The 22,772-nt window shown below is 69.9% G+C and carries 22 protein-coding genes; 12 read left to right on the plus strand and 10 right to left on the minus strand.

The features are described 5' to 3' along the window. Positions 1–103: 103 nt before the first annotated feature. The gene (locus PV963_RS05855; RefSeq protein WP_274814503.1) at positions 104–580 is read left to right on the plus strand and encodes a MarR family winged helix-turn-helix transcriptional regulator; all 477 of its coding nucleotides are present in this window, start codon (positions 104–106) and stop codon (positions 578–580) included. Between the two features lie 287 nt (positions 581–867). Then, a complete protein-coding gene (locus tag PV963_RS05860) occupies positions 868–1,080 on the plus strand; it encodes a hypothetical protein (protein WP_274814505.1) in 213 nt (70 codons plus the stop codon). Positions 1,081–1,307: 227 nt separating this feature from the next. Here PV963_RS05860 and PV963_RS05865 read toward each other — a convergent pair whose 3' ends face one another. From PV963_RS05865 to PV963_RS05875, 3 genes are read right to left on the minus strand one after another with little or no spacing between them, the layout of a single operon-like run. After that, on the minus strand, positions 1,308–1,838 hold the full coding sequence (locus tag PV963_RS05865; RefSeq protein ID WP_274814506.1) for a cupin domain-containing protein: 531 nt from the start codon (positions 1,836–1,838) through the stop codon (positions 1,308–1,310). Between the two features lie 46 nt (positions 1,839–1,884). Beyond that, positions 1,885–2,949 (minus strand): phosphotransferase family protein, encoded by a 1,065-nt coding sequence (locus PV963_RS05870; protein WP_274814507.1) that lies wholly within the window; start codon positions 2,947–2,949, stop codon positions 1,885–1,887. Next, on the minus strand, positions 2,946–3,950 hold the full coding sequence (locus PV963_RS05875; RefSeq protein WP_274814508.1) for a C-terminal binding protein: 1,005 nt from the start codon (positions 3,948–3,950) through the stop codon (positions 2,946–2,948). Before PV963_RS05875 ends, PV963_RS05870 begins: the two co-directional genes overlap by 4 nt. Positions 3,951–4,731: 781 nt before the next feature. On the opposite strand from PV963_RS05875, the gene PV963_RS05880 reads away from it, so the two are divergent. Next, a complete protein-coding gene (locus PV963_RS05880) occupies positions 4,732–6,003 on the plus strand; it encodes an MFS transporter (protein ID WP_274814509.1) in 1,272 nt (423 codons plus the stop codon). Between the two features lie 89 nt (positions 6,004–6,092). Here PV963_RS05880 and PV963_RS05885 read toward each other — a convergent pair whose 3' ends face one another. Then, positions 6,093–6,872: a fumarylacetoacetate hydrolase family protein gene (locus PV963_RS05885; protein WP_274814511.1), complete on the minus strand. Its 780-nt coding sequence runs from the start codon at positions 6,870–6,872 to the stop codon at positions 6,093–6,095. Between the two features lie 185 nt (positions 6,873–7,057). Here PV963_RS05885 and PV963_RS05890 point away from each other — a divergent pair, with 185 nt between their 5' ends. After that, a complete protein-coding gene (locus PV963_RS05890; protein WP_274814513.1) occupies positions 7,058–8,089 on the plus strand; it encodes a LacI family DNA-binding transcriptional regulator in 1,032 nt (343 codons plus the stop codon). A 96-nt stretch (positions 8,090–8,185) separates the two neighbouring features. Here the strand turns inward: PV963_RS05890 and PV963_RS05895 are convergent, their stop codons facing one another. Next, a complete protein-coding gene (locus PV963_RS05895; protein WP_274814514.1) occupies positions 8,186–8,752 on the minus strand; it encodes an NADPH-dependent FMN reductase in 567 nt (188 codons plus the stop codon). 396 nt (positions 8,753–9,148) lie between these two features. Between PV963_RS05895 and eno the strand changes: the two genes are divergently transcribed. The 6 genes from eno (at position 9,149) to PV963_RS05925 (ending at position 15,336) form a co-directional block, all read left to right on the plus strand. After that, the gene (gene eno, locus PV963_RS05900; RefSeq protein WP_274814516.1) at positions 9,149–10,459 is read left to right on the plus strand and encodes a phosphopyruvate hydratase; all 1,311 of its coding nucleotides are present in this window, start codon (positions 9,149–9,151) and stop codon (positions 10,457–10,459) included. Positions 10,460–10,519: 60 nt separating this feature from the next. Then, positions 10,520–11,524: a VOC family protein gene (locus PV963_RS05905; RefSeq protein ID WP_274814517.1), complete on the plus strand. Its 1,005-nt coding sequence runs from the start codon at positions 10,520–10,522 to the stop codon at positions 11,522–11,524. Between the two features lie 31 nt (positions 11,525–11,555). Continuing rightward, positions 11,556–12,107 (plus strand): carboxymuconolactone decarboxylase family protein, encoded by a 552-nt coding sequence (locus PV963_RS05910; protein WP_274814518.1) that lies wholly within the window; start codon positions 11,556–11,558, stop codon positions 12,105–12,107. Between the two features lie 49 nt (positions 12,108–12,156). Then, positions 12,157–13,257, plus strand: a complete 1,101-nt coding sequence (locus PV963_RS05915; protein ID WP_274814519.1) for an alcohol dehydrogenase catalytic domain-containing protein — start codon at positions 12,157–12,159, stop codon at positions 13,255–13,257. Positions 13,258–13,343: 86 nt separating this feature from the next. Next, complete coding sequence (locus PV963_RS05920; RefSeq protein ID WP_274814520.1) at positions 13,344–14,249, plus strand: LysR substrate-binding domain-containing protein; 906 nt, start codon at positions 13,344–13,346, stop codon at positions 14,247–14,249. Positions 14,250–14,469: 220 nt separating this feature from the next. Beyond that, positions 14,470–15,336 (plus strand): 3-hydroxybutyryl-CoA dehydrogenase, encoded by an 867-nt coding sequence (locus PV963_RS05925; RefSeq protein ID WP_274814521.1) that lies wholly within the window; start codon positions 14,470–14,472, stop codon positions 15,334–15,336. 20 nt (positions 15,337–15,356) lie between these two features. On the opposite strand, the gene PV963_RS05930 is transcribed toward PV963_RS05925, so the two are convergent. Then, the gene (locus PV963_RS05930) at positions 15,357–16,307 is read right to left on the minus strand and encodes a helix-turn-helix domain-containing protein (RefSeq protein WP_274814523.1); all 951 of its coding nucleotides are present in this window, start codon (positions 16,305–16,307) and stop codon (positions 15,357–15,359) included. Positions 16,308–16,628: 321 nt separating this feature from the next. Here PV963_RS05930 and PV963_RS05935 point away from each other — a divergent pair, with 321 nt between their 5' ends. Together PV963_RS05935 and PV963_RS05940 are read left to right on the plus strand one after the other, a co-directional pair. After that, complete coding sequence (locus PV963_RS05935) at positions 16,629–17,810, plus strand: acyl-CoA dehydrogenase family protein (RefSeq protein WP_274814524.1); 1,182 nt, start codon at positions 16,629–16,631, stop codon at positions 17,808–17,810. Further along, positions 17,807–18,301, plus strand: a complete 495-nt coding sequence (locus tag PV963_RS05940) for a flavin reductase family protein (protein WP_274814525.1) — start codon at positions 17,807–17,809, stop codon at positions 18,299–18,301. Before PV963_RS05935 ends, PV963_RS05940 begins: the two co-directional genes overlap by 4 nt. Positions 18,302–18,444: 143 nt before the next feature. On the opposite strand, the gene PV963_RS05945 is transcribed toward PV963_RS05940, so the two are convergent. The 4 genes from PV963_RS05945 to PV963_RS05960 form a co-directional block, all read right to left on the minus strand. Continuing rightward, positions 18,445–19,410, minus strand: a complete 966-nt coding sequence (locus PV963_RS05945) for an electron transfer flavoprotein subunit alpha/FixB family protein (RefSeq protein ID WP_274814526.1) — start codon at positions 19,408–19,410, stop codon at positions 18,445–18,447. 38 nt (positions 19,411–19,448) lie between these two features. Next, positions 19,449–20,231, minus strand: coding sequence for an electron transfer flavoprotein subunit beta/FixA family protein (locus tag PV963_RS05950; RefSeq protein WP_274814527.1), 783 nt, complete (start codon positions 20,229–20,231; stop codon positions 19,449–19,451). Between the two features lie 26 nt (positions 20,232–20,257). Further along, a complete protein-coding gene (locus PV963_RS05955; protein ID WP_274814528.1) occupies positions 20,258–21,433 on the minus strand; it encodes an acyl-CoA dehydrogenase family protein in 1,176 nt (391 codons plus the stop codon). 91 nt (positions 21,434–21,524) lie between these two features. Next, a complete protein-coding gene (locus PV963_RS05960) occupies positions 21,525–22,751 on the minus strand; it encodes a CaiB/BaiF CoA transferase family protein (RefSeq protein ID WP_274814529.1) in 1,227 nt (408 codons plus the stop codon). Between the last annotated feature and the right edge of the window lie 21 nt (positions 22,752–22,772).

A 22,772-nucleotide genomic window follows, 5' to 3' on the forward strand; every position in this document is an offset into this window, starting at 1 on the left:
ATGGGGTTCTCGGAAGCCCCGGTGATGTTGGGCACCAGACCTGACCGGCTTACGATCGGCAGACCGCGCCAAACCGACCGCCCCACCGTGAAAGCAGAACCACATGCCCTCCTCCCCGCCTGAATCCGAGCCGCTCATCCGGCTGCTGTGGCGCGCACACAACTGGTTCCGAGCCGCCCTGACCACTGCGTTCGAGGCCCAGGAAGACGGGTCGGCCATCAGTGCGGCACACGTGACCCTGCTGAGTCAGCTCCCGTCAGAGGGGGCGAGCATCGCGGAGCTGGCTCGGCGTCTGGGCGTCAGCGCCCCGACTGCGCACCAGTGGGTCCATGAGCTTGTCGCCATGGGCGTGGTGACCGTCGAGAGCGATCCGCGGTCCGCCCGGTCGAAGCTCGTGCTCCTCTCGGCGGCCGGCGTCCGGCGCCGCGCTGAGACGATGCAGATACTGGCCGGGCTCGAAGCCGCGCTCGCCGGGCGCGTCGGCGCGGATACCGTCACCGCACTTCGGGCCGCACTGGAGGAACCATGGGGATCTCCGGAATCGGCGGTGGCGGAACTCCCCGGCCCTTCCACCCCGTAACGCTGTTGGCTCCCGGGCGCAGTGGCCAGTCCCTCCCCGGGCAGCAGGCGCAGGGCCACGGCACGCGGGCCGCATGACTGGTCCGGCACGAACGAGCACGACAGCCAGGCCACGGAACGTCTGCGTAATCCCTGCCGACCCGCTCCCGCCGCGGTCCACGCCGACAAGGGTTACGACTACGACCACCCGCGTCGTTGGCCCCGCAAGCGCGACGTCACCCCGCAGGGACATGGAGTCCTCGAGCCTCCTGGGCCGCCGGTCAATGTCCTTAGAAGTCATGTCGTTTGGTGAGCCAGCGGAAGCAGACGAGGGCGCCCCGCTGGACGATCGAACGCACCACCTCCTGGCTGGCCGGATGCCGCCGGGCGCGGCTGGACCTGCTGCGCATCACCGCCCCGGCCCGCCTCGCCGACGCCGGTGCCGACCTGGACGCGGCCCGGGCCGCCGTCACGGACGGCGTGCTCGGCTACGCCCTGCTGACCGCAGTGAAGTCGCTCTGACAGCCCAGCGATCCACCCCCCGGTACGTAAGCGCTGCCGACATCCAGGACCAGGACGCCGGCGCGGCCTCCGACCCGATGAACGCCACCCGGTGGATCGGCGGCGCCGTCGGACTGGCCCCTCGCAGCCCTGTGCTCGGGCGTTGCCGTCCTGGTCTTCGCGCTGTCCCCCGCCCCGGCGTCCGGAGCCGGCAGCTCGATCTGACCACGCCGGCGACTGCGACCCTGTCAGCCGTCCGTTTCCGCTCCGATCAGGACGAATGCCATGGTGACCGGCCGGCCGCTGCGGTTGCGCCAGGCGTGGCGGGTGCCGTTCTGGATCACGATGTCCCCTGATGACAGTGGGGTGCACCGGCCGTCGTCGAGTTCGAGGACGATCTCGCCCTGCAGCACGATGCCGTAATCCACGGTCGGCGTGGTGTGCATGCCGTCGGGCTCCATGAGGTCGGCGATACCCGGTGAGTCGGCCCGCTGTTCCTCGTCGAAGGTGACCGGGTCGAAGGCGGGGTCGGCCATCGCGGTGTCCGGCGGAAAGGTCAGGATGATGAACCGGGTGCCGCCGGGTGCCGGGAGCAGGCTGGTGACCTTCGCCGTTGGGTCCTCCCCTGTCCTGCCGACGTTGTCGCCGGGTTCGGTGGCCCACGGCAGGCGGGACACCCAGCCCGGCAGACTGGTGAAGTCCCGGCTGCGCGGGATCGGGCCGTCGCTGACGACGACCGATCTGCCGTTCTCGTCGTGGCCGGTGACGACTCTGCGCATGTGTCTCTCCTCGTGCGGGTCGGCGGGGATCGTCGAATCGGTCGGGTCAGTCGGGCGGCACACTGCCGGGCCCGGCCGGGGCCGGCAGAGCGGCTTCCCAGGTCTCCAGGACATCGCCCACCGTGGGTGCGGGGGCCCGCAGCAAAGCAGTTGCCACGGTGCGCACGAGCATCCGGTGCCGGTCGTCCGTGAGGTACTCCACCGGGGACTTGCCGTCCACGCGCGCGAGCAGCAGCGCCGGCAGCAGTGTCGCGGCCCGTTCCTCAAGGGCGGGCCGGGGCTCCCAGTCGACGCACCGGACGTACTCCTGCGCCAGGACACGGGCCGATCGGAGGAGTTCGGCGCGGCGTCCTGGTACCACCAGGCTCTTGAGGAGCAGATGGTTGACGCAGAAGGCCAGGTCGAAGGCGGGGTCTCCGTACCAGGCGCACTCGGCGTCCAGGAGCACGGGCCCGGACGGGCCGACGAGTATGTTCTTGGGGCTGACATCGCCATGGACCAGGGCCAGGTGGGTGGCGGCCGTGCGGTCGGCCAGACCCCGCAGGACATCGCCCAGACCGGGGTGTGCGGCGGCGGTGGCCAGCAGGTACGGCTCGATGCGCAGCGCGTGGAAGTTGTCGTCGGTGGCGAACTCCTGGGCGAGGGTGGCGTCCCCCGCACTCGCCGCGTGCAGGCTGCCGAGCAGTTCTCCGACGGCCGCCGCGGTCGCCGCCCGCACCTCGCCGCCCAGGAGCTGCGCCTTCCACACCGGGTACCGCTCGGGAGGCAGGTACGCCATCGCGAAGAGGCCGGCTTCGGGGTCGTGGGCCAGCAGGTCGGGCACGCTGTCCGGGCGGTGCCGGGAAGCGAACCGCATCCACGCCCATTCGTAGGCGTTGCGCGACACCGGTGCCTGCCAGTCGGCCGCGACCTTCAGCCTGGCCAAGGCGCGCTTCACGCAGAGGGACCGACCGGGCAGGTCCACCCGCCACAGGTCCGACGAGACGCCGCCGGCCAGCGGCGTCCAGTGAGCGGCTTCAGTCGGCTCCGCGATCCGCTGGTCGGTCAGGAAGTCCGTCAGCGCGGTGTCGGGCAGGGGGCCCGGGCCCACCTGCGCGGAGGTCGAGCTCATCGCTGGTCACCCGACCCGGCGGGCAGGCCACGGGGGCCGTTGCAGCCGTGGGCCGGGTTCTCGCCGGCCAGGATCCGTACGACTTCCTCGGCGGCTCGGCGGCGCAGTTCCGTGACCGACGCGTCGGAGGAGAAGGCGACGTGCGGGGTGAGCAGCGCCCCCGGCTGGGCCGACAGCCCGGCGGGCACATCCGGCTCGGTCTCCAGTACGTCGAAGGCGGCACCGTCCAGGTGCCCGCTGTCGAGGGCCTTGATCACCGCGTCGGTGTCGACCAGGCCGCCCCGGCTGACGTTGACGAGCAGGCCGCCCGGCTGCATGAGCGCCAGTTGTTCGCTTCCGATGATGTGGTGCGTGCCGGGGGTCAGCGGCACATGGAGGATCACCGCGTCACTGCCACGCAGGAGCTCCTCCAGGCCCACCATCTCCACCTCGGGGGTGTCCTTCGGCGCGTGCGGGTCGTGGGCCAGGATCCGGCAGCCGAACGCGCCGAGCTTGCGCGCCGTTGCGCGTCCGATCCGCCCGAATCCAACGATGCCGCAGGTCAGCGTCGACAGCCGGCGCAGCCGTGCGCTCGCGGGGTCCCAGCGGCCCGCGCGGACCTCCCGGTCGAACACGGCCAGGCCCCGCGTCCAGGCCAGCACCATGCCGACGGCATGGTCGGAGACCTCCTCGACGCAGTAGTCCGGCACGTTGGTGACCCACACGCCTCGCTCGGTGGCGGCATCGACGGCGATGTTGTCCAGGCCGACCCCGAGTCTCGCCACGATGCGAAGCTCCGGCGAGGCGTCGATCACGGCGGCGGAGACCGGCGCCCAGCAGGTCAGGATCCCGGCGGGCCGGTGCTCGGCGACCAGTTCCTCGATCACCTCTGCGGAGGCGGGCTCGGCGGGGCCGGTCACCAGGATGTGGCCCGCCTGTTCGATGACCGATCGCTCGACGGAGTCGTCGGGCCAGGCGTAGTCGGTGAGCAGCACGGTGCCTGGGCGGCTCGGTGGTTTCATGGCAGGTCGTCCTCGCAGAATCGTGCGGCCGCGGCGGACGGCCGGGCGTCCCGCCCGGTCGCATCCGGTCAGCAGGTTTGATCGTCATCCAGAGCGGCGGCCGAGTCAGGTCCGATCAGGCCTTCGGGCCGCCATGGGTGGGTCGAGAGGGTCACTTGGCCGGGGTGGGCTGCCGGCGCTCGCCGACTTGTGGTCGGTTCGGGCGCCGCGCCACGCCCCTGGAACGGGTCACGAGATGCCGGGGCACGTCGAATCACTCTGTCACAGCCACGTGATGCTAACGATAGCACTCACGGACTTCGACACGTCAAGAGCGCGACGTACGACGGGTCCCCGACGCCTCGCGGCACGGCCCGCCCAGAAGAGATGAACCCGGCCACCACGGGAAAACAAGGACCGTCGAAGAAATCCGTCGCCGACGTCTTGACGCGCCACGGACTTCCCTTCATGGTTCTGGCAACGCCGACCGTGTGAGCCGATAAACGGCCGCACGAGGTCCGGCTGTCGAAGACGCCACAGCCACGGACGTCCCCGACGGGCGACCGGCTGAGTTCCGCATGCGGCATGCGACCGCGCGGCAGCCCCTCGCCCCTTTCCTCCAGTCGGCGGCCGCATCGCCGTCGCCGACCAGACCGAGTCCGTGTTCAGCTCACCGCTTCTCGTCTTCCCGTTTCCCGTGTCCGCTTCTTGTCTCACCGCTTCTCGTCGTCGCCCGTACGGCCCCGTACCGGTGATGCGTCCGCCGCGGCCTGCCGCGGCCCATTCCTCCTCAGGAGCCGCAATGACTCACGCAGCACAAGTCGACACCAGTGCAGTGCCCGCCGACGGCACTCTTCAGGAAAGCACCCGTCCGCCCATTTCCCGGGCCATGGTCGGGGTGGGCTTCCTGTTGATCGTCCTCTCCTACATGGTCAACGCGATGGACCGCCAGGTCTTCCCTCCCCTGCTGCCCAAAATCCGTGAGGAGTACGGGTTCTCCCTGGAGCAGGGCGGGCTGCTGGCGACCAACTTCACCCTCGGCATGGCGCTGGCCGGCCTGCCCGCGGGTTACCTCCTTGACCGTTTCCGCCGCAAGACGATCTTGCTGTCCAGCATCGTGATCTACTCCCTGGGCACGATGGCCACGCCGCTGGCCACCGGTTTCGCCGACATGACCCTGTACCGGGTCGTCTCAGGCTTCGGTGAGGGCATGCAGTCCGCCGCCATCTTCGCGGCGATGGGCGCCTTCTTCGCCCACCGGCGCGGCCTCGCCTTCGGCATCATCGGCGTGGGCTACTCCGTCGGCGTGTTCATCGCCCCGCTCATCGGCGTCCATCTCACGGGCCTGCACGGCACCTGGCACTCGCCCTTCTACCTGTTCGGCACGGCAGGCCTGCTGATCGCCGCCGCCTCCCTGTTCCTCGTGCAGGCCGGTCTGACCGAGCACTCCACCGAGAAGGCCGTCTCGACCAGGACCTACGACCACGTGCCGGCCTCCGCCTACAACCGCAACACCATCGCCCTGACCGTCCACGCCGTCGTCAGCGGCGTGGCCATCTACGGGTTCCTCGGGCTCTACCCGACGTACCTCATCACGTCGCTGCACTACTCCGCCGAGCAGGCCGCACTGGCCATGAGCTTCCTCGGCTTCGGTGGCATGTCGGCCATTCTCGGCGGCTGGCTCGGCGACCGGGTCAACCAGCGCAACCTGCTGATCCTCAGCCTGCTGGCCGTCTCCGCCATCAGCGTGTGCGTCTACGAGACGCAGGCCTCAGTGGGCCTGCAGTGCGTGTTCGCCTTCCTCATGGGCGCGTTCGGGCTGGGCTTCATCTACCCCAACACGAACAGCGCGATGCAGCGGGCTGTCCGTCCCGGGCAGATCGGACGCGCCTCGGGCCTCTTCGTCACGAGCTACTACGGGCCGGCGGCATTCTCGGGATTGCTCTTCGCCGCCTTCGTGGACTCCTACGGCTGGAGCCAGGCGGGTCTGCTCCAGGTCACGTTCCTCCCGCTGGTGGGCGTCGCCGCCCTGGTCTTCGTCCGTCCCGCACTGTTCAACAACGCGGTCCGCTGACGAGCACACCGTCGGCACACCAAGGGGCCTGCCCACCGCCGAGCGGTGGGCAGGCCCCGTTGGGACGGAAGCCGACGGGCGTCCGCCGGTCAACGACTTTCGGCCACGACCGGATTGCGCAGGACGCCGATGCCCTCGATCTCGACCTCCACCTCGTCTCCGGGGCGGATCGGCCCGACGCCTGACGGCGTGCCCGTCATGATGACGTCCCCGGGCAGCAGCGTCAGGTGGCGGCTGAGGTAGCCGACGAGGTCCGGAACCGGGAGCAGCAGGTCGGCCGTGGTCGCAGACTGCATGACCGTGCCGTTCACACGGGTCGTCAGGGACAGTCCCGAAGGGTCGAGTTCGGTCGCGATGGCCGGCCCGAGCGGGGCAAAGGTGTCCTGGCCCTTCCCGATCAGAAGCGTTCCGTAGGTGCTTTCCTTGCGCTGGACGATGCGGTCGCTGACGTCATTCCCGCACGTATAGCCGAGGATGTACTCATGAGCCTCCGAGGGTTTCACATGGCGGGCTTTCTTTCCGATGATGACCACCAACTCGCCTTCGAAATGGATCAGTTCACCGTCCGCCGGATACACGATTGCATCCCCCGGTCCCACAACGGCCGTGCTCGGCTTCATGAAGCAGACCGGAACTTCGGGAATCTCACGGTCGGTTTCGTCGACATGTGAGGCGTAGTTGTAGGCGAACCCGAAAATCCGGGGTTGGTCGACCGGCGGGAGAATGACGACGTCGCCGACCTGGTCTACGTATCCCGTAGGGGACAACCCGGTGAAGGGATCACCCTCGAATCTCGCGATCCTCACGCCACCGGATTCGAGTTCTCCGTAATGACGCACGCCGCCGACGGCATACCTGACGATCCGCACGGAAAACCTCCGCAACTAGGCAGCCGCGGGCGGCTGCACGACCCATCCAGCAGTGCTAACGTTAGCATAAGGCAGTGATCATTCCGGACTCCCCCCCTCCCGCCGACCATGGAGGGCAACGGCAGTGCTATCGTTGGCACACGGAATGTGACGGCACGGGACAGTCAGTCGAGGGGATTCCTTACGTGATCACGACCAGGGACATCGCCGAGCGCCTCGGAGTCTCCGTGTCGACGGTGGGACGGGCGCTCGCCGACGATCCACGCATCAGCGAGGAGACCAAGTTCCGGGTGCGGCAGGCCGCTTCCGAGATGGGGTACGTCGGCAACCGCGCGGCCCGGATGATGCGCGGAGCGTCCAGCAACGTGGTCGCGCTGGTCATCCCGGACATCCGCAACAGCTTCTACTCGACGATCGCGCACGAGCTGTCCAAGAACATGGAGGCCCAGGGCTTCCAGCTGATGCTCTCGGAGACGGACGACGACCGGACGGCGGAACTGCGCCACCTGCGGGAGCTGTCCGCGAACCGCGTGGCGGGCGTCATCATCGTGCCCACCGCGCGCCCGCACAGCGAGTCCGTCAAACTCCTGCGGGCACTACCGCACTTGCAGCTGCTGCGCAGGCACCAGTCGCTCGGCTCCCAGTGGTTCGGCGTGGACGACCACGAGGCGCTGCGTCAGGCCACGGCCCACCTGGTGGCACAGGGCCACACCCGGATCGCCTACCTCGGCGGTCCCGAGGAGCTGCCCACGGGCGCGGAGCGTCTGCGCGGCTTCCGCACCGCCCTGCGCGAGGGCCGGCTGCAGGAGGCGGCGGGGCGCGCTGAGCTGGGACCGCCGTCATCGGTCGCCCACGGCCGCGAAACGGTACGCCGGCTGCTGAAGGGGCCGGATGCGCCCACCGCGCTCGTGCTGGGATCGATCCAGCTCACCCTCGGCGTCCTGGAGGAGTTGTCCCGGCAGGGCGTCAAGGTGCCCGAGGAGCTGTCCGTGGTCGGGTTCGGGGACGAGCCCGGGTTCTCCTGGTGGGGTCCCGGACTCACCACGATCGGCCTGCCCATCCAGGAGATGGCCACAGGCTGCGCGCTGTGGATGATGCGGCGCCTCAAGACCAAACCGAGCAACGACGGCCCGTACACGTCGGTCTCTCCAGGGTCACTGGTCCTGCGCGGCAGCACGGCACCCCCTGGCGGAAAGACTCCGTCCACGTCCGCCTGAGTCAGGGGGGACCCGCATGCGCGGGGACCTCGTCCACCACAGCGAAAGGCGCCCGGAGCAATGCGCTCCGGGCGCCTTCCCGTTCCCGCCACCGGGTCAGTACGTCCCACTGCGCAGCCGACGCATTACGGCAGCGGTGCGCACGAGCTCGTCGAGCATCTGCTCGGCGGCGGCCTCATGGATCTTGCCGGGCCGGAACGCACCGTCCTCGACGCGTTCGCTGACGAACGGAATGCTCACGGTCGGACCGATCGGCAGCATCCGCAGGTTGGCCACGACTTGCTTGGCCATCTGCACTGCGCGGGTGCCCGCCGAGACACCTCCGTAGCTGACGAACGCGGCCGGCTTGTGCTGCCACTCGACGACGAGGAAGTCCCACGCGTTCTTCAGGGGAGCCGGGAAACCTCCGTTGTATTCCGGGGTGACGAACACGAACGCGTCCGAGGCGTCGACGATCCGGCTCCATGCGCGGGTGTGGCTCTTCGTGTACGTCCGCAGAGCGGGCGGATGCGGCTCGTCGAAGAACGGCAGAGCGAGTTCTTGCAGGTCGACCAGGTGCGACTCGAACTGCTCGCACTCCGCGACCCGGGAGGTGAACCAGTCCGCGACGGACCTGCCCACGCGTCCGGGACGAGTGCTGGCCACCACCGTGGTGAGGGTCATGGGTGCCACAGAGGGCTCGGGTGTCATGTCGGCTCGCTTTCCTGTCGGCCGCGATCGGGCCCGGCGAACCCACGCTGCCCGTGCTGTCCGTCCGTCCAGGCAACGCGGGCTCGCCGGAGTTCTTGCCGCAGCGTCACAAGTCACGCGAGCGGACTATGCGAACGATAGCACAAGCTCGTCCACGGCATGGATGACGGAAACAGGCAACACAACAGCCCACCGCAACAGCTTTCACCCTTGACAGAACCATCGACACTTCCCACCATTGCGCTATCGTTAGCACTACGAGAGCCGGGTTCTCATACGCCTCCGGCTGCGCGGACGGCCGCCCCCTGATGACAGGCACAGGCACCGCTCGGCGCCCCGATCGTCCGAACTCCGAAAGGTTGCACCGCCATGACAGACGCGCGGATCGCCAAGCTCCACGGCCGCAGGGTGTGGGACTCACGCGGGCGGCCGACCGTGGAGGTCGAGGTCCATCTCGCAAGCGGCGCGACCGGCCGGGCCATCGCACCGGCGGGCGCGTCGACGGGCCGGGGAGAGGCGCTCGACCTGCGCGACGGCGGCAGCAGCTTCGGCGGACTCGACGTGCACCGTGCGGTCGGCTCCGTGAACCAGGAGATCGCACCCGCCCTCCTGACCCGCGACGCGACCGACCAGGAGGCCGTCGACCGGCTCCTGGTGGACCTCGACGGCACCCCCGACCGCAGCCGTCTCGGCGGCAACGCGATCGTGGCCACGTCCATGGCGGTACTGCACGCCGCCGCCGCGTCCGCGGGCGTACCGCTGTGGCAGCATCTGGCCGGCGGACGACCGGTCCGCATCCCCCTGCCGGAGATCCAGATCTTCGGCGGCGGCGCCCATGCGGACCGTCGCGTCGACGTCCAGGACTTCATGGTGATGTGCCCCGCGGCCGGCAGCTTCTCCGATGCGCTGGACTGGACCGCGGAGATCTACCGGGCGGCCGGAGGCCTGATGCGCAAGGCCGGAAAGGCGCAGGGTGTAGCCGACGAGGGCGGCTTCTGGCCCGCGTTCGGCTCCAACGAGGAGGCGCTCGAGACGCTGACCCGGGCGATCGAGGCCGCGGGCTTCGCGCCCTCGACGCAGGTCGGCATCTCGCTGGACGTGGCAGCCTCGCAGTTCGGCAGCGGCGGTCGGTACACGCTGGCCCTGGACGACCGTACGCTGGACACCGCCGCGCTGATCGACATGCTGGGCGACTGGATCGAGCAGTATCCGATCCTGTCCGTCGAGGACCCCGTGGGTGAGGACGACACCGACGGCATGGTGGAGTTCACCCGGCGCCACGGCCACCGCTGCCAGGTGATCGGCGACGACTACCTGGTCACGAACGCCAAGCGGGTGGAGGCGGCGGCCACCGGCGGGGCGGCGAACGCCGTCCTCGTCAAGCCGAACCAGGCCGGCACGGTCACGGAGGCGTTCCAGGCCCTGCGCGCCGGGAAGGACGCCGGCTTCGGCACCATCGTCTCGGCCCGGTCCGGTGAGACCGAGGACATCACCATCGCGCATCTCAGCGTCGGCTGGGATGCCGGCCAGCTGAAGGTGGGCTCGTTCACCCGCTCCGAGCGCATGGCCAAGTGGAACGAGGTGCTGCGTATCGAGGAGTCCCTCGGCGAATCCGCGGAATTCAGCGGATGGTCCGCCTTCACATTCCCCGAATCCGGGCCCTCCACAGCCAAGCCGTAAAAACACCCCGAAGTATTACAGTCACCGAAATACAGAGCCGATCGGAGCACGGAGACCAGCATGCTGCCACCCGTCAATATGCGCCCGAGTTTCAACATCACCCGCTCCAGCCATGTCCGGCTCACCGTCGCCGACCTGGCCGAGAGCCGGAACTTCTACGCGAGGGCGCTGGGGCTCGTCGTCAGCGACGAGGACGACCGCACCTGCCACCTGCGCGGCCTGGCCGAGGCCTGCCACCACAGTCTCGTCCTGGAGCTCGACGAGGAGGGCGCGGGCGCGTGCAGGAGGATCGGCTTCAGGGTGCTCTTCGACGAAGACCTCGATCTCGCATACGCCTGGTTCCGTGAGCGCGGCCTGCCCGCCGAGTGGGTCGACGCCCCGTACCAGGGCCGCACCCTGCACGTCAGCGACCCCATCGGCACGCCGCTCGAACTGTGCGCCCACATGGAGACCAGGCCGCGGCTGCACATCGACTTCGCTCGGTACAAGGGCGCCCACGCTCAGCGTCTGGATCACTTCCAGACCTTCGCGCCGGACACCTACGAACTGACCGCCTTCTACGGCGAACTCGGCTTCCGCAACTCGGAGTACCTGGAGCACGGCGACAAGCTGCTGGGCGCCTTCATGTACCGCAAGGGCACCTGCCTGGACCTCGCGATCGTCGAGAACACCGGGCCCGCCCTGCACCACTTCGCCTACACCGTCTCCGAGAGCCGCGACATCTTCTCCGCCTGCGACTGGGCAGGCATCCTCGGATACGGCGACGGCGTGGAGCGGGGCCCGGGACGGCACGGTCCGGGCGGGATGCTCTTCGCCTACCTCCGGGACCCCGACGGGCACCGGGTGGAGGTCTTCAACAGCCATTACCAGACGATCGACACCGAGATCGAGCCCGTGCGCTGGGACGCGGCATCGCTGAGCACCAACGCGCGCTGGGGCCTGCCGGCCCTGGAGAAGTGGTACTTCGAGGCGTCGCCCTTCGTCGGCGTACCGCAGATCCCGCCGGCCGAGCCGCCGAAACCGATGTCGCTGGAGCGGTTCCTGCTCGAGCAGCCCCTCCCCTGACCTTCCGTCCACCCCGCCCCAAGGAGACGTCATGGCACGAGTTCCCTACCTGCGCCGCGAGGACGCGGACGAGTCGCTGAAGCCGCTCTACGACCGGCTGGAGACCGAACGCAAGGTACCGACGGCGAACATCTTCCTCGCCCTCACCAACGCGCCCACCCAGCTGGACGCCTTCCTGACCTACGCCGACTCACTGCGGGCCGCCGACCTCAGCCCCAAGTTGCGCGAGCTGGCGATCCTGACCGTGGGTCACGCCACCCGGTCCGCGTACGAGGTCGCACACCACCAGTCGCACGGTCTCAAGGCCGGGCTCACCGAGGAACAGCTCGCGGCGGTGGCCGACTTCGAGTCGGCCGACCTGTTCGACGAGACGGAGAAGGCGGTCATGCGCCTCGCCAGGGAGTCCACGCTCCAGGTCGACGTCTCGGCGGAGACGTGGCGTGCCGCCGCCGCGCACCTGACGGACCGGCAGATGGTCGAACTGTCGTTGTCCATCGCCTGGTACAACTCCGGCGTCCGGATCATGGGTCTGCTGGACATCGACCTCGAAGACAATTACCCGAATCCTTTCCCGAATTCGTAGCTCTCGGCACCCTACCGCCCCTCAATTCCGGAGTTTTTCAATGGCGAAAATGCTCGCTGCACGACTGCACGCGCTCGGTGAGCCGATGTCGGTGGACACGATCGACGTGCCGGTCCCGCGGCCGACCGACGTGCTGGTGCGGGTCAAGGCATGCGGAATCGTGCCGAACATGGCGAATGTGATCAACAACTGGCCCACCTGGTATCCCCACCAGCCCTTGCCCAAGCTCCCCGCGATCTTCGGTCTGGACCCGGCGGGCGTGGTCGAGGCGGTCGGCGAGGCGGTGCTCAACACCAAGCCCGGCGATTGGGTCTATGTGAGCCCGCTGCGATCCTGCGGCAGCTGTCAGGTGTGCCGCGGGGGCGAGCTCAGCCGGTGCCGCTACTTCACCCTGAACGGCTACTTCAGCACCTCGCGCGACGGCCAGCGGATCTTCGACCTCTACCCCTACGGCGGCTTCGCCGAGTACATGACGGCGCCGCAGTACTCGATCGTCAACATCCCCGACAACATGACGTTCGAGCAGGCCGGCAAGCTCGGTTACATCGGCACCTCCTACGGAGCCCTCAAGCACGCGGCGGCCGGCCCCGGCCAGGTCGCGCTCATCGACGGGATCACGGGCACACTCGGTGTCGCCTCCACCCTCCTCGCACTGGCCTCCGGCGTCTCCAGGGTCCTCGGCACGGGCCGCAACGAGGAACTCCTCAAGCGCGTCAAGGAGCTGGCCCCGGACCGGATCGAGGTCATGCGCCTGGGCGAGGGCTCCACCGGCGAGTGGGCCAAGTCCCGCACCGGCGGCGAGGGAGCGGACTTCGTCATCAGCGCCCTCGGCGCCAAGGCCCCGGTGGAGACGATGCTCGACTCCATGCAGGGCGTGCGCCGCGGCGGCAAGGTGGTCAATGTGGGCGGCGTGGCCGACCGGCTGCCCGTCGACGTGAAGTGGCTCATGGACGAGCAGGTCCAGCTGATCGGCTCCAACTGGTTCACCACCGCGCAGGGCCAGGAAGTCGCCGACATGGTGGCGACCGGGGCACTGGACCTGTCGTACCTGATCACCAAGCCCTTCCCGCTGGCCGAGGTCAACGAGGCGATTTCGGGGCGCGCCACCGACCTCGACGGCGGATTCAGCAACTACGTCGTGATCCCCTGAACCAGCAGATCCCTCATACTCACCCCGCGGCGGCCCTGTTCTGCCCTGACGCCGCCGCGGGGTGTCCCGGCAAGACGGAGGAATCGGTGGAACTGCGCTGGCTGGAATCGTTCGTCGTCGTCGCGGAGGAACTGCACTTCGCGCGGGCCTCGGACCGTCTGCATCTCGCACCGTCGGCACTCAGCGCCCAGATCAGAGCCCTGGAGTCACACCTCGGCGTACGGCTCATCGACCGGGGACGGCGCACCCGCCCGGCTCTGACCAGCGCCGGGCGGCTCTTCCTCGAAGAGGCGCGGCTCACCCTCGCGCAGGCCGCGCGGGCCGAGGCGGTGGGCCGGCGTGCCGGTCGAGGGGAGCTGGGACATGCCCACATCGCGTACGTCGCCTCGGCCGCGTTCTCCGGCGTGCTGACCGACGTCCTCACCCGCTGCGCGGCCCCCGGCACCGAACTCACCGTACGGGTACGCGAGTTGGAAACACCGGCCCAACTGCAAGCGCTGGCCTGCGGGGACATCGACGTCGGCTTCCTGCGCTGGAGACCGGAGTACCCACCCGAAGTCACGGCCACCTGCCTGCTCACCGAGCAGATCGTCCTCGCGCTGCCGGCTACCGCGCCACTGGCGGCGTACGAGGCGGTACCGGCCGCCAAGCTGTGCGACGAGAACTTCGTGGCCCCGCACTTCGACGAGGAGTACGGCTGCCGTGACCAGATCCTCGAAGTGGCGGAGCAAGGGGGCTTCAGCCCGCGCTGCGCTCCTCCGGTGCGGGACTTCATCGCGGCTCTGACGCTGGTGGGCGGCGGTCTCGCGGTGGCCCTGGTCCCCGACTCGCTGCGCCGCGTCCAGATCCCCGGAGTGGCGTACCGGCCGCTGGCGGACGTGGCGCTGACGACCCGGCTGGTCGGCGCCTACCGCAAGGGGGAGACCTCACCTGCCGTGCGCGGCGTGATCCGCCGCCTCCGGGAGGCCGCTGCCGCCACGGCCACCGCCTGAACGCCGACCCGCAGCAGGCGTCCGGCACGAGCCTGACGCTCCGTCGGCATGCAGACCTTCGGGACTGCGGACAGCGTCGAACCGGCGCACCTTTGTACGCGGATGACGCACCGTTCCAGCAGGTCAGAGGCTGTGTACCCGACCTACGCTCAACACGGCAGCACACACCGTGGCGGCGTCGGTCGACAGCCGCCCCACGCAGGGACAGGCGGAGCAGTACATGACAGCGATCAAGCACGTGGGCGTCGTAGGCGCGGGCCAGATGGGCCGGGGCATCACCGAGGTGTGCGCCCGGGCCGGACTGCACGTCACGTTGTGCGACGTGACCGAGGACAGGGCCCGGGCCGGTCTGGCGGGTGTGGCGGACTCCCTGCTGAAGGCGGAGAAGCGCGGTGCCCTCGCGCCCGAGGACCGCGCACACGCCCTTGCGGGGGTCTCGGTCACCGACGACCTCTCCCGCCTGGGCGGGGCGGACCTGGTCATCGAGGCGGCCGTCGAGGACGAGCAGGCCAAGACTGCACTGTTCCGGCAGCTGGGCGAGGTGGTCACGGACCCTGCCGCCGTACTGGCCAGCAACACCTCCTCGATCCCCATCGCCCGTCTCGCCGCCGCGGCCGGACGTCCGGAATCGGTGGTCGGCCTGCACTTCTTCAACCCCGTCCCCGTCATGCCACTCGTCGAGGTCGTCCCCTCCCTGCACACCTCGAAGGCAACGGAACTGCGCGTGCGTGCCTTCGCGAGCGAGATCCTGGGCAAGCAGACGATCGTCGCGCAGGACCGTGCCGGCTTCGTGGTGAACTCCCTGCTGATTCCGTACCTGTTGGCGGCCGTGCGCATGGTCGGCTCCGGCACGGCGACGGCGGAGGACATCGACACCGGGATGACCGCCGGCTGCGCTCACCCCATGGGCCCGCTGCGCCTGGCCGACCTCATCGGGCTGGACACCGTGGCGGCGATAGGCGAGGCACTGTACGAGGAGTACCGGGAACCGCTGTACGCCCCTCCCCCGCTGCTGCGGCGCATGGTCGAATCGGGCTTGCTGGGCGTGAAGTCGGGGCAGGGTTTCTTCAACTACCGGGCGGCCTGAAGGCCCACGCTGTTTCAGCGTCACCGGCCCGCCGTGCGCGCCTCCCGGGGACTCATGCCATACGCCGCCTTGAAGGCGTGGCTGAAGTGGGCCGGGTCCGCGAAGCCCCAGCGCCCGCCGACGGCGCCGACGGGAAGGTGGTCCAGGGCCGGATCGGTGAGGTCACGTCGGCACCGGGCCAGACGCTGTTCCCGGATCCAGCCCGAGACCGTGTACCCCTGTGCCGCCAGCAACTTGTACAGGTAGCGGCGGGAGATGCGGTGGGCGGCCGCGATCCCCTCGGGGCTCAGCCCGGGGTCGGCGAGCCGCTGCTCCATGTAGACGAGGACGCGCTCGGTGAGCAGGTCCGGGCCGTCGTCTTCTGTTGTCCGGTCCGCGTCGGCGTGCTCCGCGAGCAGGGTGCCGATCAGGTCGATCACGTTGTCGGCAAGCCGGGGCGTGCCACGGGACTCCAGGTGCTCCATCTGCCGCGCCAGCCCGTGCAGGAGAGGCAGTACCACCTGCCCGAGCCCGTCGTGGCAGGGCACCGGAGTCGCCGTCACGCGCGACAGATCACGCTCCGCCAGCGGCAGCATGCCTCGCGGGAACATCAGGACGAGACCGGTGTGGGACTGGTGGAGGTCGTAGCTGAAGGGACGACGCGTGTCGTAGACGACCAGTTCGCCCGGCCCCACCCTGGCCTGACGGTCCCGCTGGGTGAGCACGCCCTGCCCGGTGAGCTGCACGGTGAGCTGGAAGAAGTCGGGCGCGTCGGAGGCGATGTGCCGGCGGGTACGCGCGACGCTGTGCGGTGCGGCCGAGATGACGGACATCTGTACCTGGCCGACGCGCACGGCGTGCAGTGATGCCCTGAATTCGGCGTTCTCGCGCGGCAGGACCTCCAGGGGCACGAGGTTCCGGCCGACGGCGTCCCGCCAGCATTCCAGTCGCTCGGTGGCCGTGCCGTGGCTCGGCGTCGTGATCCGGGGCATGCGGCTCTCCTCCCGGCTCGTCCGGCCCTGCGAGGAGCGGGCCCGGACGGTATTCCAGGTGAGGAATGGTAAGTCCCTCCGGGCGATCCGCGACCAGCTCCCGGGACGTGTTCTCAACCACGCAAGTTACCGGTGCTCCCGGACGCAAGCAGGACCTGCGCCCCGCCCCACATCATGCGAGCAGTGACCGGGCCCCCTTCGGCCGGCGTTCGATCGCCCTCGCGCCGGAGCGGCCGCTCTCCGCAAGCCCATTCGAGGCTCCCCCATCAGCCGCACGCGGTTCTGCTGCCGCACGACCGCAGGCCTTCACAAGGATCGATCATGACGACATTGCTCGACTCCACCTCATCGCACGACCAGGAATCCGACGACGGGGTGCTGGGCCGCGTCCGCGCACACCTGCCCCGGATCACGGCACGTTCCGCCGAGGCCGAGGCCGCGCGGGCCGTTCCCACGGAGATCATCGCCGCTCTGCGCGAGGCCGGAGTGTTCCGAATGAGCCTGCCCAGGGCATGGGGCGGCGAGCAGCTGGACCTGGTGCAGAGCGCTCGGGTGGTCCGGGAGGTCTCGCGGGCCGACGGGTCCACCGGCTGGACCGTTCAGGCAGCGTCGATGGCCTGGTTCTTCGTACGGTCGCTGCCCCGGGAGACGCTTGAGAAGGAGGTGTTCGGCGAGGGTTCCGACCTGATGCTGCGTGGGGCGATAGCCCCGAAGGGCAAGGCGGTCGAGGTGGAGGGCGGCTACCGTCTCAGTGGGCGCTGGCCGCTGGCCAGTGGCTCGTTCACCCCGGACTGGGTGCTGGCGGGCTTCGTGGTCGAGGGCGCGCCCCCGCTGCCGGACGGCGGCCCCGACATGCGCGTCGCGTTGATCCGCCCCGAGCAGGCCACGTTCCTCGACACCTGGGACGCGGTGGGCCTGCGTGCCACGCAGAGCACGGACTTCACGATGGACGACGTCTTCGTACCGGCGCGCTTCACCGGCCCGCTGGTGGGCGGCAACAACATCCCCGCGCCCTTCTACGGCCTGCCGTACACCGCCACCGGTGCCTCGCACGACGCCGTCATCATCGGCTGCCTGGAGGGCGCGCTCGACGATCTCGCCGAACTGGCCGCCACCAAGCGGCCGGCGTTCAACCCCGGGGTGCTCATCGGTGAGGACCCGGTGTTCCAGGAGAAGTTCGGCGAGCTGCACCTGCGCACGGCGGCACTCAACGCCCTGCTGGAGCAGACCGGCCGCGTCGTCATGGACCGCGCGGTCGCGGGAGACGAGCCCACCCCGACCGAGTGGTTCGGCTACACCGGCGGCCACCAGCACATCCACCACGAGGGCAGCCGCATCCTCAACGAGATCATGACGCTGTCCGGCAGCTCGGGGCTCTACAGCTCCCACCCGATGCAGCGCCGCTGGCGCGACGTCCGCTGCGTCTCCCAGCACGTGGCGGGCAACAACGGCTCGCTGCGGCGTCTGGGCGCGGTTCTGTCGGGTCAGGGGGACGTCCGATGAGCCCGCTCGCGACGACACCGACGGATCCTGCCGTGCTGCGCCAGGCGTTCGGCTGCTTCCCGTCCGGGGTGACAGCCCTGTGCGCACTTGATTCGGGTACGCCGGTGGGCATGGCCGCGAGTACGTTCACTCCGGTGTCCCTTCGACCGCCTCTGGTGTCGGTCTGCGTCCAGGACACCTCGTCTACCTGGCCGAAGCTGCGCAAGCAGGGCCGCCTGGGCCTGAGCGTCCTGGCCGAGGGACAGGACCTGGTCTGCCGTTCGCTGGCCGGCAAGGACCGGGACCGGTTCGCGGATGTCGACTGGGAGGCATCCGAGGAGGGCAGCGTGTACATCCACGGTGCCGGCCTCTGGCTGGACTGCTCGGTCCACGCCGAGCTGCCCGGAGGCGACCACACGATCGTCCTGCTGGAGATCCACGCCCTGAGTGCCGAACCCGACCGGGAGCCACTGGTGTTCCACGGCAGCCGGTTCCGCCGTCTGGCCGCTTGACGGGCCGATGGCCGAAGCGGGAGCTCCCGGTCCCCCTCCGCGCATGTGCCGAGGGGGACCGGGAGCTCCCGAAGTGCCAGGTGGCCAGGGGCTTCGCCAGGTCGGGGGCCGAGCCACCGTACCGGCCGTCGCGCCCCGGTCCCTCAACCGGCCTCCCTGCGGGCGGCCACTTCCCGGGCCAGCTGGGGGGCCACGGCGAACAGGTCGCCCACCACGGCGTAGTCGGCCAGGTCGAGGATCGGCGCCTCGGGATCCTTGTTGACCGCGACGATCGTCTTGGAGGTCTGCATGCCGGCGAGGTGCTGGATGGCCCCTGAGATGCCCAGGGCGATGTACAGCTGCGGGGAGACGGACTTGCCGGTCTGCCCCACCTGGTACTGGTGCGGGTAATAGCCGGCGTCGACCGCGGCACGTGAGGCGCCCACCGCTCCGCCCAGGACGTCGGCCAGTTCCTCCACCACCTTGAAGCCGTCCGCTCCCCCGACACCGCGTCCGCCGGACACGACGACGGTCGCCCCGGTGAGCTCGGGGCGGTCGCCCGCGAGCACGGCTCGCCGGGCGGTGATGCGGGCGGATGCCGCACGGCCGACCGGTGGCAGGGCGAGTTGCCGCTCCCCCGCATTGACGGGACGCTCCTCCGGCTCGAAGGAGCCCGGCCGCACGGCGATCACCGGCAGACCGTGGGTGACCTGTGAGCGCACGGTGTACGACCCGCCGAAGACGACCTGGGTGGCCACGCCGGCCGGGTCCACGTCGACCGCGTCGACCAGCAGCCCCGCGTCCAGCCGTGCGGCGAGACGCCCGGCCACCTCCTTGCCGTCCGTCGTCGCGGAGACCAGAACGGCGGCCGGGGAGACCTCTCGGACCGCGATTTCCAGGGCGTCGACGGCCGGCGTGGAGAGAAACTCGTCCGCTTCGGGGGATTCGGCCGCGTAGACGCTCGTGGCGCCATGACGGGCGAGGGGATCCTTGAGGCGGGCCGCAGTGCCGGGGGTTCCCACGACGACTGCGGCCGGGTCGCCCAACCGCCGTGCGCCGGTGAGGAGTTCGTACGTGGACTTGTGGACGCGTGCCCCGTCGTGGTCGACGAGGACGAGGACATCGGGCATGGGTGCCTGCTTCTGGTCGTACTGCTGGGGAGGGCGGTTCAGACGAGCTTCTGGGCGATCAGGTAGTCGACGAGTCGTCGGCCGGCCGAGCCGTCGTCCGTGACACGGATTCCGACGCCCCGTGCCGGACGCGGGACGGCCTCCACGACGTGGGTGCGGGTCGTGAGGAGCCCGGTGCCGTCCGCGTCGGGGAACAGGTCGTCGAGGCCGACCGTCTCCACCGGTTTCTTCTTGGCGGCCATGATCCCCTTGAAGGAGGGGTAGCGGGGTTCGTTGATCTTCTCGGTGACGCTGACCAGCGCGGGCAGCGGTGCGTCAAGCGTCGCCTCGCCGTTGTCGGTCTCGCGCTCCGCGCGTACCCGCCCCGCGTCCACGGTCAGCTCCCTGGCATGCGTCAGCTGCGGCAGGCCGAGCAGGTCCGCGACGATGGCGGGGACCGCGCTCGACTGTCCGTCGGTCGTCGCGTTGCCCGCGAGTACCAGGGCGACGTCCTTCACCGTCCGCACGGCGGCTGCCAGCACCTTCGCCGTGGTCACGAGGTCGGCGCCCCGGAGCCTGTCGTCGCAGATGTGGATGCCGCGGTCGGCGCCCATCGCCAGGACCTTGCGGATGGCATCGAGTGCGGAGTCGGGTCCCATGGACACGACGGTGACCTCGGCGCCCGCCGTCTCCTTCAGCGTCAGGGCCTCCTCCGCGGCCCGCTCGTTGATCTCGTCCAGGACGAGGTCGGCGTTCTCGCGGTCGAGGGTGTGGTCGGCCTCGGACAGGGTGCGCTCGGCAGCGGTGTCCGGAACCTGCTTGACGAGTACGACGATGTTCACGGTCGTCTTCCTTCAGCCTTCGGTGGTCAGCGGAACGCCGGGTAGCCGGTGATCGCCTGACCGACGACCAGGGTGTGCATCTCGCTGGTGCCTTCGTAGGTGAGGACGGACTCCAGGTTGTTGGCGTGGCGCAGGGGCGAGTACTCCAGGGATACGCCGTTGGCACCGAGGATCGTGCGGCACTCCCGCGCGATGGCGATGGCTTCCCGGACGTTGTTGAGCTTGCCGACGCTGATCTGCTCGGGCCGGATGCGGTGCTGGTCCTTGAGCCGGCCCAGGTGTACGGCGAGGAGTGCGGCGCTGCCCAGGGACACGGTCATGTCGGCGAGCTTCTTCTGGGTGAGCTGGAAGGCGCTGATCGGCTTGTCGAACTGCACCCGGGAGTCGGCGTAGGCGATGGCCGCCTGGATCGAGTCGCGGGCGGCGCCGACCGCGCCGAACAGGATGCCGAAGCGGGCCTCGTTCAGGCAGGACAGCGGTCCGCGCAGGCCCTCCGCGAGCGGGAGTCGCGCGGAGTCCGGCAGCCGGACGTCGTCGAAGTACAGCTCCGAGGTGATCGAGGCGCGCAGCGACATCTTCTGCTTGATGTCCTGCGTGGTGAAGCCGGGCGTGCCGCGCGGCACGAGGAAGCCGCGGATGCCGTCCTCGGTCTGCGCCCAGACGGTGGCCACATCGGCGATGCCGCCGTTGGTGATCCACATCTTGGAACCGTTCAGGATCCAGTCGTCGCCGTCCCGGACGGCCCTGGTGCGCATTCCGGAGGGGTTGCTGCCGAAGTCGGGCTCGGTCAGGCCGAAGCAGCCGATCGCCTCACCGGCGGCCAGCCGGGGCAGCCACTGGAGCTTCTGCTCCTCCGAGCCCCACTTCCAGATGGAGAACATCGACAGCGAGCCCTGCACGGAGACGAAGCTGCGGAAACCGGAGTCCGCCGCCTCCAGCTCCAGGCAGGCCAGACCGTAGCCGACCGCGTTGGTGCCGGCGCAGCCGTACCCTTCGAGGTGCATACCGAGCACACCCAACTTGCCCAGTTCGGGGGCGAGTTCGCGAGCAAAGTGGGCGTTCTCGAACCACTCGCCGATATGCGGGCGCACCCGGTCGGCGAGGAACCTGCCGACGGTGGCCTGGATCTCGCGCTCCTCGTCGGTCAGGACGAAGGCGATGTCGAGCAGATCGAGGGGGTTCTTCAGAGGCTTGCCGCTCATCGTGTGGGCTCCTTGTCATCAGGGGTGGGAAATCGGGTGGTTGGCTCGGTCGCGATGCCGGCGCTGCGAATGGGTCGGGGGGCGTGCCGGGTCACACCGAGGGACGGTCGGACGGGCCGTGGAGGATCTCCGCGGTGTGCTGGCCCAGGCCGGGCGGGGGCAGGCGGTACCGCGCGGGTGTCCCGCTCAGCGAGATGGGGTGCGCGACCTGCCGGGCGGGCCTGCCTGCCTCCCCGTCGACCGGTGCGGCGGGGATGTCGACGACGCCGGGCAGGCCGAGCCTGTGGGCGAAGGCGAAGGCCTCGTCGAGGGTGTTGACCGGTCCGGCGGGCACCCCGGCGGCCAGCAGGACGGCCGACCAGTGGTCGGCGCCCGCGGCACCGAGCCGCTTGGCCAGGATGTCCCGGAGTTCGGCACGGTGGGCGACTCGGTCGGCGTTGGTGCGGAAGCGGTCGTCGACAGCGAGACCGGGTTCCCCGACGACGTCGGCGAGCGCCGCGAACTGCCGGTCGTTGCCCACCGCGAGGGCGAGCGGACGGTCGGCGGTGGGAAGGGTCTCGTACGGGGAGATGCTCGGGTGCGCGTTGCCCATGCGTCCCGGAACCACACCGGCGACAGCGAACGCCGACGCCTGGTTGACCATGGCCGACAGCAGTGAGCCGAGCAGATTCACCTCCACGAGCTGCCCCTGACCAGTGGCGTCCCGGTGCCGGAGGGCCGCCAGGATGCCGAGCGAGGCGTGCAGTCCGGTGATCACATCGACGAGGGCCACGCCGGCCTTCACCGGCTCTCCGTGCGCCTCCCCGGTGACGCTCATCAGGCCGCCGACGGCCTGCACGAGCAGGTCGTACCCGGGGATCGCGGCGCCCGCACCGCTGCCGAAGCCACTGATCGAGCAGTAGACCAGCTCCGGGCGCTGCGCACGGAGTTCCTTGTGGCCGAGGCCCAGCCGCTCCATCGTGCCGGGCCGGAAGTTCTCCACCAGCACGTCGGACTCGGCGACCAGGGCGCGTGCCTGTGCCCGGCCGGCCTCCGTGGTCAGGTCGAGCACGATCGACCTCTTGTTGCGGTTGACGCTCAGGAAGTAGGTCGACGTGCCGTCATGGCCCGCCGGCGGGTGCCAGGCCCGGGTGTCGTCCCCGATGCCCGGCCGCTCGACCTTCACCACGTCGGCGCCGAGGTCGGCGAGGAGCATGGTGGCGTAGGGCCCGGCGAGAACCCGGGAGAAGTCGGCGATGCGCAGGCCGTCGAGCGCGCCCCGCCCCGATGCACCGGGATCGTCGGCCCGTCCGTCCGGAACGTTGTGCTGAGTGCTCACGCACCCTCCTTCTCTGATCGC

Origin of the sequence: Streptomyces coeruleorubidus, assembly GCF_028885415.1 — a bacterium.
GTDB classification, from domain to species: domain Bacteria; phylum Actinomycetota; class Actinomycetes; order Streptomycetales; family Streptomycetaceae; genus Streptomyces; species Streptomyces coeruleorubidus_A.